The sequence below is a fragment of the Streptomyces sp. NPDC059788 genome (genome assembly GCF_042732265.1).
Taxonomy (GTDB): Bacteria; Actinomycetota; Actinomycetes; order Streptomycetales; family Streptomycetaceae; genus Streptomyces.
On sequence record NZ_JBHWHY010000042.1, the window covers coordinates 27,289 to 39,774 of the forward strand.

A 12,486-nucleotide genomic window follows, 5' to 3' on the forward strand; every position below is an offset into this window, starting at 1 on the left:
CGCGCCCCTAGCACTCCCCATACACCGGCTGCCACATCGCGTCCTGCACCGCCTGTACGACATCGTCGGGAATCGCCCGCGCAACTCCTTCGTCGACGGCCGCCCGTACCACCGCGACCGCGACAGCTGCCGAAGAGGCACGCAGATTCTCGACCTGTGGCAGCAGCGGCGCTCCGGGCCCGCCGGCGTCGACCTGGCCGGCGACCGCGTCGGCAGCGGCCAGCAGCATCCCGGGTGTCAGCCGCTCGGCGCGCGAGACGACCACGCCCAGCCCCACTCCCGGGTAGACGAGCGCGTTGTTGGCCTGGCCGATGACATGCCGGACGCCGTCGATCTCGACGGGGTCCACCGGGATGCCGGCCGCCGTCAGCGCTTTGCCGTCGGTCCAGCGCAGCAGATCCGCGGGCATCGCCTCGATCTTCTCCGTCGGGTTGGAGAGCGGGAAGACGACGGGCCGCTCGACGTGCTCGGCCATCTCCTGTACGACCTGCCGGGTGAAGGCGCCGGGTACGGTCGAGGCGCCGATGAGAATGGTCGGGCGTACGTTCCGTACGGTCGTCAGCAGGTCGATGCCGCCTTCGCCGCCTTCGCCGTCTGACGCGCCCCAGTCCACCCAGTTCGCGACTTCCTCCTCGGAGCGGGCGTAGCCGCGCTGGTAGTCGCGCAGGCCGTCCATGTCGTCGAGCAGCAGCCCCGGCCGGTCGACCAGCCAGATGCGACGGGTGGCTTCGTCACCGTCCAGGCCGTCACGGACCATCGCCTCGCGCAGCTGGTCGGCGATGCCCACGCCCGCCGTACCGGCCCCGAACACGACGACGCGCTGCTCGCGGAACGGCTCCCCGGTGATCTTCAGCGCGGACCGGACGGCCGCGAGCGTGATCGCGCCGGTGCCCTGCAGGTCGTCGTTGAACATGCGGTAGCGCTCGCCGTACCGCTCCAGGAAGCGCCGCGCGTTGCCCGCGCCGAAGTCCTCGAAATGCAGCAGCGCGTCGGGATACAGCGTCGAGACGGTGTCCAGGTACGCGGCGACGAAGGCGTCGTAGCGTTCGCCGCGCGCCCGGCTGTGCCGTACGCCGAGGTACAGCGGGTCGTTGAGAAGTGTCTCGTTGTCCGTGCCGACGTCCAGGACCACCGGCAGGCAGCGGGCGGGATCGATGCCCGCGGCCGCCGTGTACACCGCCAGCTTTCCCACGGAGATCTGGATACCGTGCACGCCCCAGTCACCGATGCCGAGGATCTGCTCGGCGTCCGTGACCACCACCAGGTCCACTTCGTCCGCCCCGAGCTCCAGCTCCTCGAACGAGCGCCGCAGGTCCCGCGGCCGGTCGATGGAAAGGAAGACACCGCGCGGACGCCGGTACTCGTGGCTGTAGGTCTTGATCGCCTCGCCCACGGTCGGGTCGTAGACGATCGGCAGCAGCTCGGTGAGGTGATCGGTGAGCAGCCGGTAGTACAGGACCTCGTTACGGTCGTGCAGCTGTTCGAGATCGATGTACGCGGCCAGGGCGCCGGGCTGGCGGCGCAACTGCTCGTACGCGCGCCGGACCTGCTGGTCCAGGGTGAGCACCGCGTCGGGCAGCCGGCCGACGAGGCCGAGGCGGTCGCGTTCGGCGGCGGTGAAGGCGGTGCCGCGGTTGGCCAGCGGATCGTTCAGCACCCACGGCAGCCGCGGCGCCCCCGCCGATCTGCCCATATGTCCGCACTCCGCATCACCCCCGCTCGTGCCGTCCGGCGTCTGCTGCCCGCTGTCTGTCGGCTGCCGTCCGCCGCCCTGCCTGGTCAGTCTCGCGCGAGAGCCCCGCCCCCGCATCCGGTGGATACGGGAACGGGGCTCTCACCTGTGACTACGCGAATGTGGCCGCGCGAATGTGACGACGCGAAACGGGGTCAGTCCCGCCGCATGGGGCTGACCCGCCCCTGAAGCAGCCGCGACAGCGCGGCGTGCACGTCCTCCACCGAGCGGTGCGGCTGGAACGACAGCCAGTCCAGCGCCGCCACCAGCACCATCCCGAGGAGAGCGGAGGCCGTCAGCGGGATGTCGAGTTCCTCGCTCAGTTCGCCGACGGCGACGGCGTCCCGCAGTACGGACTCGACGACGGCGACCGCCCGGCCCCGTACGGACTGGAGGGTCGGCTGCCAGACACGGTTCGTACGCCACAGTTCCGCCACGTACAGCTGGGTGAGGGAGGGCGAGCCGGCGATGAAGTCCAGGCCCGCCCGGATCATCGCGTCCAGCGCGTCGACCCGGGTACCGCCGTCCGCCTGTACGGCCCTGTCGGCGGCCTCCTGGAGGGAGGCGGCGAGCAGGTCGATGCCGTCCCGCAGGAGTTCCTCGTAGAGGACGTTCTTGCTGGCGAAGTTGTAGTAGACGGTGCCCTTGGCGACGCCGGCGCGCTCGGCGATCTCGTCCACGGTGGTGGCGGAGAAGCCCTGCTCGGCGATGAGCGTGACCGCGGCGTCGAACAGCTTGCGCCGTGTGGCGCCGCGGCGCAGCCCAGCAGCCGGAGTGGGAGCGGAGGCGGGAGCAGGAGCGGCGCCACGAGACTCGGAGCCGCCCTCCTGGGATTCCGGACCGGCCTTGCGTGCTCCCGGACCGGTCTTGCGCGCCCCCGTAGTGGTCTTGCGCGTTCCCGAGCCGGTGTTATGCGCTTCCGGTCCGGTCTCGCGCGTTCCCCTACCGGGCTTGTGTGCTTTCGGTCCGGTCCTGCGGGGCCCGTGCTCGGCTTCATGCGGCCCGGGGCCGGGGGCGGCGCCGCTGATGGCGCCGCCCCCGTGCCCGCCGAGGTGCTCGGTTCGCACGCTCACAGGCTCAGTTCCGGATGCAGGTCCTTCATCCGTACGACCTGCCGGCTGCGCGCGGTCAGCGACGTGAGCGCCAGCGCGCCGACCGTGAACGCCGTCAGGACGACGGAGCCCTGCCACACGATCTGGAGGTCACCGCCGGTGATGAGCCGGCGCAGGCCGTCCACCACGTAACTCATCGGCAGGAACGGGTGAATGGCACCGAAGAAACCGGGGCTGGTCTGCACCGGGTAGGTGCCGCCCGCGGACGTCAGCTGGAGCATCAGCACGACGAGCGTCAGTACGCGGCCCGCCGGGCCGAACTGCGCGCCGAAGAACTGAATGATCGCGGTGAACGCGGCCGTCGCCAGCAGCAGGAAGCCGATGGTGGCCCCCGCGCGCTCCATCTCCAGGCCCAGACCCCAGTGCAGTACGGCCATCAGGGCCAGCACCTGCACGACGCCGATGGCGAAGGCCGGCAGCCAGGAGCCGAGCGCGATCCGCCAGCCCGGCGCCCCCGCGGCGAGCGCACGCTTGCCGAGCGGCGCGAGCAGCATGTACGCGACCATCGCGCCGACCCACAGGGACAGCGGAATGAAGTACGGGGCGAGCCCGGTGCCGTAGTTCGGCGCCTTGTGCATCGACTTCGACGCCAGCTCGACCGGGTTGGACATGACCTCGGTGCGCGCGTCGCGGTCCTTCTTGTCGTAGTCCGGAATCTGCGCGACGCCGCTGTCGAGCTTGCCGGCCAGCTGGTTGGAGCCGTCCTTGAGCTTGTAGATGCCGCCGTTGAGCTTGACCGCACCGTCCTCCAGCTGACCGAGACCGTCGCCGATCTTCCCGGAGCCGGCCGCGGCGTCACCGAGCTTGTCGTGCAGCTGACCGGCGCCGTCGGCGAGGCTACCGGCACCGTTGGCCAGCTTGCCGCTGCCGTCCGCCAGCTTGCCCGTACCGTCCTTGAGCTTGCCGCTGCCGTCGGCGAGTTTGCCGCTGCCGTCGGCGAGCGCGCCGATGCCCTGGGCGAACTGCCCCGCTCCCTGGGAGACCTTCTGGGCGCCGGCGTTCAATTCGTTGATCTGCCGGATCGCGGCGTCCGCGTTGTCGGCGATGCCCGGGACCTGATCGGCGATCAGGGCCGCGCCCTGGTGCAGGTCGCGAAGCTGGGTGCGCAGATGCTGCAGGTCGGTCTTGACGATCACGTCGTTGACCCGCTCCGCCGCATCGGCGGCAACGGCGCTGCCTGCCGCGATGCCCTTCAGCTTGGCGCAGTCCGCCTTGCCGTCCGAGGAGCCGCCGCAGCTCTCCTTATAGAGGGCCTGGGCGTCGTCGGCGTTCTTGCGTGCCTGGGTCGCGGCCTTGGCGGAGTTCCCCGGGAGCTTGCCGAGGTCGTCGTCCAGGGCCTTGCTGAGGTCGGCGACGATGCGCGCCTTCTCGGCGATCTCCTTGCTGTGCGCCTTCAGGAAGGGCAGGTCCTTCTTGGCGATGCCATTGACCTTGTCGGCGAGCTGCTTGGTGCCGGCGGCGACCTGGCCGGCACCGTCGCTCAGCTGCTTGGCCTTGGAGCCGGCGGTGGCGACACCCGCGTTGAGGTCGTTGGCGCCCTTGCTCAGGTCACCGGCGCCCTTGTTCAGGTCGCCCGCGCCCTGGCTCAGCTCACCGGTCTTGTCGCGCAGCGTCCCCGCGCCCTTGCTCAGGTCGCCGGACCCCTTGTCCAGCTTCCCGAGGCCGTCCGTCAGCTCGCCGTTCTTGTCCTTGGCGGTGCCGAGGCCGTCGGCCAGCTTGCCGGCGCCGTCCTTCGCGTCCCCCAGCCCCTTGTCGATCTTGCCGGCGCCGTCCGCGGCCTGCTGCGTCTTGTCGTGCAGATCCGAGAACGACACGAAGATCTTGTCGAAGAACTCCCGCGACGACTTCGCGGAGGTCTTCGCGCGGATCTCCGAGAAGATCGTCTTGGAGATGGAGCCGACGATGTAGTTGTTCGCGTCGTTCGTGTGGACCTGGAGCGCGCCGGTCTCCGGGTGATCACCGGAGCTGGAGGCGATCCGCTCGCTGAAGTCCTGGGGAACGGTCAGGGAGAGGTAGTACGTACCGTTCTCGATGCCCTTCGCGGCGTCGGCGGAGCTGACCTCCTCCCAGTTGAAGGTGTTGCTGTCCTTGACGTTCTTGACGAGTTCGTCGCCCGCCTGGACCTTCTTGCCGCCGGCGGTGGTGCCCTTGTCGTCGTTGACGAGTGCGACCGGGATCTTGTCCAGGTTCGAGTACGGGTCCCAGAACGAGCACAGGTACAGCGCGCCGTACAGCAGCGGGATCAGCATCAGGGCGACGAGGCCCAGCCGGGGGAGCTTGCCCCTGCCGAAGCGCTTGAGCTCAAGCGCGGCGAGCTTCGGCGAGCGCATGGGCTGCTTCCTCCTCGTGGGTGTCGGTCGTACCGGCGGTGCCGGTGGTCGAAGCGGGAGTGGGGGCGGGGGACGGAGCGGGCTTCGCGTCGGCCGGAGCGGTCCGTACGACGATCGCGTCATCCGGCGCGGCGCTGGCCGCGGCCACGACCGTCGTGCCGTTCAGGGCCAGGTCCCGCAGCATCTGCCAGACCTGGGAACGCTCGTCGGCGGAGAGCTTGAGGTCGACGTCGTCGATGGCCACCAGGCGCGGGCCGTGCATGACGGCCAGCGCGACCGACAGCCGCAGCGCCTCGATGCGCTCCAGATCCCGTACCGCCGTACGCAGACCCTTGGGCAGCGTGGCGGGATCGAGGCCGACGGCCGACAGCGCGGCCTCGACGCGGGCCCGCGTCGCCTCCTTGTAGCGACGGCCCCACGGCAGCCGGGCGCCGAGCGAACCGGCCATCCGGCGGCCCAACAGCGCCTGCTCCTCCAGGTGTTCTCCGGCGGTCAGGGCCGGTTCCAGGTCGGCGATCCCGGGGACGTGCGCGATGGCGGTCAGGCTGCGCACCGTGCCCATGCGCTTGGGGAGGGGGAAGCCGGCGACCGTGGCGTGCCCCTCGGCGAGCTGCATACGGCCGGTGAGTGCCAGCAGGAGACAGGTGCGTCCGGAGCCCGAGGGGCCCTCGACGGCGATCAGTGAACCCGGGTCCGCGGTGAGGTGGACGTCTCTGAACGCCCACCCCCGCGGACCCTTGACTCCGATTCCCCTGGCGTTGACCGCCGCCCCCTGGCGGGTGGTGTCCACGGCCCCTCCTTTGATCTGACTGGTCAGTCTAAAAGTGTGCCGTATGGAGAGGCCTATTGACCAATCAGCGCGTGATCCTGTGAACTCCGTCATGTGGCGGGTGGGGCGCCTTGATGCTTTCGGGGCGTTTGTTGGTGATGTTCTCGGTGTTGTCCGTGATGCTGTACGGCATGGACGGCACCGGTCGGACACTTGCGACGGAGACCGATGACACACTCGGCCAAACTGATCGCCCCGCTCCTCGCTGGGGCCCTCGTCACGACGCTGCCACCGGCATCAGCGTCCGCAACCACACCGGCACCGCGCGCCACGGCGGCCTCCGAGGCGGCGTACGCGGCGTCTTCTGAGGCGCCGTCCGAGGCGGCGCAGACCACCGCCCGGTCCGCCCAGCCGCCCGGTGCCACTGCCTCCTGCGCGCCGCAGGACTTGGAACGGCTCAGTAAGAAATCTGCCGGCGAGGCCTCCGGCAAGGCCACCGGCGGGGAGCCTTCAAGCGCGAACGCCGCCGCCGGGACGCACTCCAACGCGGACGACGGCGACGGCTGGACGCCCACCGCCACCCGCATCGCCCCCAAGGACGGCCACCACGCCTTCGTCGGCAACGGCTACCTCGGCCAGCGAATAGCCCCCAACGGCACCGGATACGCGGCTCCCGGCGAGACGACCGGCTGGCCGCTCAAGACGCCGCGCTACGACGGCTCCTTCGTCTCCGGCCTGTACGCGCGCGGCCCGGAGAACCTCAAGGGCCGCCAGGCCATCGCCGCGCTCCCCACCTGGACCGGCCTCGACGTCACCGCCACCGGCGACCACCCCCAGACCTTCGACTCGGCCACCCCGGCGGGCCGCATCTCGAACTACCGCCAGACGCAGTTCATCCGCTGCGGCCTGGTCCGTACGTCGCTGACCTGGACAGCCGCCGACGGCCGCGCCACCGACCTCGTGTACGACGTGCTCGCGGACCGCGCCAACGCGCACACCGGCGCCGTACGGCTGCGCATGACGCCGCACTGGGCCGGCCGGGCCACGGTCACCGACCGCCTCGACGGACGCGGCGCGCGCCGCATGTCGCAGACCGGCGGCGGCGCGCGGCCGGGCGACCGGACGATGGACGTGACCTTCCGTACGGACGGCACGAAGACGGACGGCGCGGTCGCCTCGACCCTGCGCCCCGGCCGCCAGGTCCGCTCGCAGCATGCGACGACGCAGCGGGCCGGAGCCGCGAAGGACCTGGGCAACCAGCAGAGCACCACCTTCCCCGTACAGGCCGGACGCTCCTACGAGCTGACCAAGTACGTCGGCGTCGACACCGCCCTCACCTCCCGCACCCCGCGCGCCGCCGCGACCGAAGCCGCCCGGCGCGCCGCTGACCGGGGCTGGGACGCCCTGTACCGGGACCACGCCGCCGCCTGGCAGAAGCTGTGGCGCAGCGATGTCGAAGTACGCGGAAGCGGACGAGGGCAGCGGGATCTGCGGTCGTGGGCGCGCGCGGCGCAGTACGGCCTGCTCTCCAGCACCCGGGCCGGCAGCCGCGACAGCATCAGCCCGGCCGGACTGACCAGCGACAACTACGCGGGCGAGATCTTCTGGGACGCCGAAACCTGGATGTACCCGAGCCTGCTCGCGTCCCGCCCGGAGCTGGCCAGGTCCATCGTGGACTACCGCTACCGGACCCGCGCCGGAGCCGCCGCCAACGCGAAGAAGCTGGGCTACAAGGGCCTGTTCTACCCGTGGACCAGCGGCAGCAACGGCGACCTGTGGAACGAGTGCCACAGCTGGGACCCGCCGCACTGCAAGACCCAGAACCACCTGATGGGCGACGTGTCCCTGGCCGCCTGGCAGTACTACCTCGCCACCAAGGACACCGCCTGGCTGCGCGAACGCGGCTGGCCGGTGATGAAGGGCATCGCGGAATTCTGGGCGTCCCGCGTCACCCGTAACGCCGACGGCAGCTACTCGATCAAGAACGTGGCCGGGCCGGACGAGTACAGCAACGGCGTCGACGACGGCGTCTTCACCAACGCCGGCGCGGTCACCGCGCTGCGCAACGCCGGACGCGCCGCCGCGCTCCTCGGCCGCCCGGCCCCCGCCGCCTGGAAGGACATCGCCGACCGCATCCGCATCCCGTACGACGCGAAGAACGAGATCTTCAAGCAGTACGACGGGTACCGGAACACGACGATCAAGCAGGCCGACACCGTGCTGCTCATGTACCCGCTGGAATGGCCGATGTCGCAACGCGCCAAGGTCAACACGCTGGACCACTACGCCGGGCTCACCGACCCGGACGGCCCGGCCATGACCGACTCGGTGCACGCCATCGCCGCCGCCGGAGCCGGCGAGCCGGGCTGCTCGACGTACACGTACATGATGCGTTCCATCAGGCCGTTCGTCCGCGGCGCCTTCAACCAGTTCTCCGAGGCGCGCGGCGACAAGGCGGGCGCCGGAGATCCGCACGCCGGATCGCCCGCGCAGGACTTCCTCACCGGCAAGGGCGGATTCCTGCAGACCTTCACCAACGGGCTGACCGGCCTGCGGATGCGCGAGGACCGGGTGCGCCTGGACCCGATGCTGCCGCCGCAGCTGTCCGACGGCGTCACGCTGCGCGGGCTGCGCTGGCAGGGACGTACGTACGACGTGGAGATCGGCGCGCACAGCACGACGGTACGGCTGACGGCCGGAGCGCCGATGCGCGTCGAGTCGCCGGAAGGCGAGCGGGTGGTGAGCCGGAGCGTGCCGCTGACGCTCAAGACCCGCCGGCCCGACCTGGCCGAGACGGACAACGCGGCCCGCTGCGGTACGGCGCGGGCCACGTCCGAAGAGCCCGGCATGTACGCGGGCGCGGCGGTGGACGGCAACGCCGCCACCTCCTGGGTGCCGGACGGCCCCGACGGCAGCGTGACCGTCGACCTCGGCAAGCCCTCCCGCATCGGTCAGATCGCTCCGCACTGGAAGGGCGGCGAGCCCACCTCGTACTTGGCGCAGGTCTCGATGGACGGCAAGCACTGGTACGGCACCGGATATGACGGACGTACGACAGCGCGCTACGTGCGGCTCACGGTGCACGGCGCCGACGCGGCGAAGGACGGCCGGCGTCCCGGTCTCGCGGAGCTGACGGTGCAGAAGGTGCAGGAGAAGTAGGAGAAGTAGGAGAAGGGGAGGCGGGGGAGAGGCGGGAGAAGGGCCGGGAGGGCTGAGGCGGCCCGGCCCAGGGCCCTGGGGCTTCGGCCCTGGGGCCCTGGGCCCGGGCTTTCCCCTCCCTGGCGAGATCCCTGACAAAGTCATTGGTCTGGACCGAAAGTGACCAATCCGTCCCCCGAATGAGACATCCGTGACCGCTTCCGTCACATAGTGTCCGGACACGCACGGTGTGTCTGACCTGGGGAGGGAACTGTGCGTACGGGTGTGAAGTACGTGGTCGGCGGGGTGTTCGCCGCGATGGTGGGTGTGGCCGGCGTGGGCGCGTACAACGTCTACGAGGCGTTCGCCGGCGGGGACTCCGGATCATCCGGCGCCTCGGCCGGTACGACCGCGTCCAGACCCACCGGCCCACCGTCCGAGGACGAAGTGCGCGACACGGCGCGCGACTTTCTCGCGGCCTGGAGCAAGGGCGACACGGAGACCGCCGCCCTCCTGACGGACAACGCCGCGGGCGCGCGCCAGGGCCTGACCGGCTACCGCGACGAGGCGATGGTGTCGAAGGTGACCTTCGAGGTCGGGCGGAGCAGCGGAACGAAGGTTGCGTTCCACGTCACCGCCGAGCTGGCCGTGGGCAAGGACGGAGCGCAGCACTCGACGTGGGCGTACGACTCCGCGCTGCGCGTCGTGCGCGGCAAGACCACCGGCAAGGCCCTCGTCGACTGGCAGCCCGCCGTACTCCACCCGACGCTGCGGCACGGCGAAAGCCTGCGCACCGGCTCCGACGGCGCGCCGCCCGTCAAGGCCGTCGACCGCAACGGCACCGAGCTGGAAGCCGCCGACCTGCCGTCGCTCGGCACCGTACTGCCCGCGCTCCGGGAGAGCTTCGGGGAGAAGGCGGGCGGCGTCCAAGGCATCGAGGTACGCGCCGTGAGCGAGGGCGGCGAGCCGGGCGCGACGCTGCACACCATCGTCAAGGGCCGCGCCGCGACGCTCCGTACGACGCTCGACGCGAACGTGCAGCGGGCCGCCGAGGCAGCCGTCAAGGGCTACCGCGAGGCGTCGGTCGTCGTGGTCAAGCCGGGCAGCGGGGACATCCTCGCGGTGGCCAACAACCGGGCCGACCAGTTCAACGCGGCGTTCCAGGGCCGGCTGGCGCCCGGTTCCACGATGAAGGTCGTCACGGCCGCGATGCTGATGGAAAAGGGCCTGGTCTCCGCGGGCAAGAGCGTGGAATGCCCGAAGTACGCCTCGGCGGGCGGGCGCTCCTTCCACAACCAGGGCATGTTCGAGATCAACGGCGGCACGTTCTCCGACAGCTTCGCGCGCTCCTGCAACACCGCCTTCGTCGGCCTGGCCGACCGGATCTCGGGCACGGACCTCGGCGACGAGGCCCAGCAGGTCTTCGGCCTCGGCCTGGACTGGAAGGTCGGCATCCCGACGTTCGACGGCAGCGTGCCGCAGAGCGACGGGGCGGACACCCCGGCGGCGCTCATCGGCCAGGGCCGCATCCAGGCCAACCCGTTGAACATGGCGTCCGTCGCGGCCACGGCCAAGGCCGGGTACTTCTCCCAGCCGATCCTGGTCTCCCCGGAGCTGGACGGCCGCCCGGTCGCCCGCGCCGGCCGGGCCCTGCCGCCCTCGGTCGCCGCGCAACTGCGGGCCATGATGCGGCGTACGGCCGTGAGCGGCACCGGCGCGCGGGCGATGGCCGGGCTTGGCGGCGACATCGGCGCGAAGACCGGCTCGGCGGAGGCCGATGGCCAGGGCGACGCCAACAGTTGGTTCCTCGGTTACCGCAACGACGCCGCGGCGGCCGCCGTCGTGCAGCAGGGTGGGCATGGCGGCGACGCGGCGGGACCGATTGTCCGAAGAGTGCTCGCGGCGAGCCGCTGAGGGGAAGGGTCGACACTGGGGCGTGCCCGCGTCGGGGCCTGCCCGCATCCCGGGGCGCGCCTGCCCCGGGTGTCGACGAACGGGAGGACCCCTCGTGCGCGTACGTTCCGCGGTTGTTGTCCGTGTCACCGCAGCAGTGCTGGCCGCCGGCTGTCTGACGGCGTGCGCGGAGGGGGCACCGTCGGCGGCCCCGGACCCGGCCGCCCCGGCCTCGACCGCCTCGGACCGGGACGCCGCGGGACCGCGCACGTCCGCCGCTTCGGCACGTACGGGCAAAAGCGGCGCGCCCTCGGACACGGGCGGCCAGGATTCGGGCGGTCAGGCTTCAGGTGATCGGGCTTCGGGCGGGAACGATCGTCCCTCCGCCGCGGACGGCCACGCCTGCTCCCCGTCCGTCTCCCTCGACCGCTACTCCGACGCCCTGGACAAGACCACCTTCCAGGGCACCTTCGTAGGCAACCTCTCCGCCCTCGCCCGCGACACCGACGGTTCGATCGCCGCCCTCTCCGACCGCTCCGTGCTGATCGGCCTGGACGGACGGAGCCACCGGCCGGTACGGACGACCAAGATCAACGACGAGCGCGGCGCGGTTCTCGACGCCGAGGGCCTGGCCGTCGAACCGGGCGGCACCTATCTCGTCTCCTCGGAGACGGAGCCGGCGGTGCGGCGTTACGACCGTTCCGGCGCGCTTCTCGGGCGGCTGCCCGTCCCCGACGCGCTGCGCGTCGAACCGGCCGGACGGGCCCAGGCCAACCAGACCTTCGAAGGCCTTGCGCTCAAGCCCGGCGGCAGCACCCTGACCGCCGCCATGGAAGGACAGCTCAGCGGGGACGGCAAGGACACCGCGGGCCGACCACTGCTGCGCTTCCAGACCTGGCAGCGGCAGAGCGGCGGCTCCGGCTCCGCGCCGTACCGGCTGAGCAGGCAGTACGCGTACCCGATGGACGCCGGACTGGGCGTCTCCGAGATCGCCGCCCTCCCCGACGGCCGGCTGCTCGTCCTGGAACGCGGCTTCACGGCCGGCGTCGGCAACACCGTGCGCCTCTACCTCGCCGACCCGCGCCGGGCCAGTGACGTCAGCGGCGTCGCGAAGCTGCCGGGCGGCAAGGGCGTACGCGCCGCCCGCAAGAAGCTCCTCGCCGATCTCGGCGCCTGCCCTTCCCTGGGCGCCCCCAACCACCAGCCGCAGGCCAATCCGCTGCTGGACAACATCGAGGGCATGACGATCACCGGCACTGCCTCCGGCGGACGGCTGCGCCTCCTGCTGGTCAGCGACGACAACGAGAGCCCGAAGCAGATCACGCGCCTGTACGCCCTGACGGTGCGCCCCGGCGGCCACTGACCCCCGCCCGTCCACGGGCCTTCGCCCCGCCCACTGGCCTCCGCCGCCCCCCACGAACCGGCATCGCGTCCACGAACCGCCGCCCCGAATTGTTGCAGCGGGATGAAATCCGCTGCCCACGGCGTTGCAGCCTCCTGGTGAACGACGAG

Annotated in this window: 7 protein-coding genes; 3 read left to right on the forward strand and 4 right to left on the reverse strand. The window is 71.4% G+C overall.

Annotated features, from left to right (window positions below):
* Positions 1 to 7: 7 nt before the first annotated feature.
* The 4 genes from ACFV57_RS31240 to ACFV57_RS31255 all read right to left on the reverse strand — a co-directional run bounded on the left by ACFV57_RS31240 (position 8) and on the right by ACFV57_RS31255 (position 5,964).
* The gene (locus ACFV57_RS31240) at positions 8 to 1,693 is read right to left on the reverse strand and encodes an NAD-dependent malic enzyme (RefSeq protein ID WP_385239088.1); all 1,686 of its coding nucleotides are present in this window, start codon (positions 1,691 to 1,693) and stop codon (positions 8 to 10) included.
* A gap of 194 nt (positions 1,694 to 1,887) precedes the next feature.
* Complete coding sequence (locus ACFV57_RS31245; RefSeq protein ID WP_385239177.1) at positions 1,888 to 2,493, reverse strand: TetR/AcrR family transcriptional regulator; 606 nt, start codon at positions 2,491 to 2,493, stop codon at positions 1,888 to 1,890.
* Positions 2,494 to 2,801: 308 nt separating this feature from the next.
* Complete coding sequence (locus tag ACFV57_RS31250; RefSeq protein ID WP_385239090.1) at positions 2,802 to 5,174, reverse strand: YhgE/Pip family protein; 2,373 nt, start codon at positions 5,172 to 5,174, stop codon at positions 2,802 to 2,804.
* Positions 5,146 to 5,964, reverse strand: coding sequence for an ATP-binding cassette domain-containing protein (locus ACFV57_RS31255; protein ID WP_385239092.1), 819 nt, complete (start codon positions 5,962 to 5,964; stop codon positions 5,146 to 5,148). The genes ACFV57_RS31250 and ACFV57_RS31255 overlap by 29 nt, the downstream gene beginning before the upstream one ends.
* 207 nt (positions 5,965 to 6,171) lie before the next feature.
* On the opposite strand from ACFV57_RS31255, the gene ACFV57_RS31260 reads away from it, so the two are divergent.
* From ACFV57_RS31260 to ACFV57_RS31270, 3 genes are all read left to right on the forward strand, one after another.
* The gene (locus tag ACFV57_RS31260; protein WP_385239094.1) at positions 6,172 to 9,102 is read left to right on the forward strand and encodes a discoidin domain-containing protein; all 2,931 of its coding nucleotides are present in this window, start codon (positions 6,172 to 6,174) and stop codon (positions 9,100 to 9,102) included.
* A 252-nt stretch (positions 9,103 to 9,354) separates the two neighbouring features.
* Positions 9,355 to 10,995 (forward strand): penicillin-binding transpeptidase domain-containing protein, encoded by a 1,641-nt coding sequence (locus tag ACFV57_RS31265; RefSeq protein ID WP_385239096.1) that lies wholly within the window; start codon positions 9,355 to 9,357, stop codon positions 10,993 to 10,995.
* 94 nt (positions 10,996 to 11,089) lie between these two features.
* Positions 11,090 to 12,337: an esterase-like activity of phytase family protein gene (locus ACFV57_RS31270; protein WP_385239098.1), complete on the forward strand. Its 1,248-nt coding sequence runs from the start codon at positions 11,090 to 11,092 to the stop codon at positions 12,335 to 12,337.
* Positions 12,338 to 12,486 lie beyond the last annotated feature (149 nt).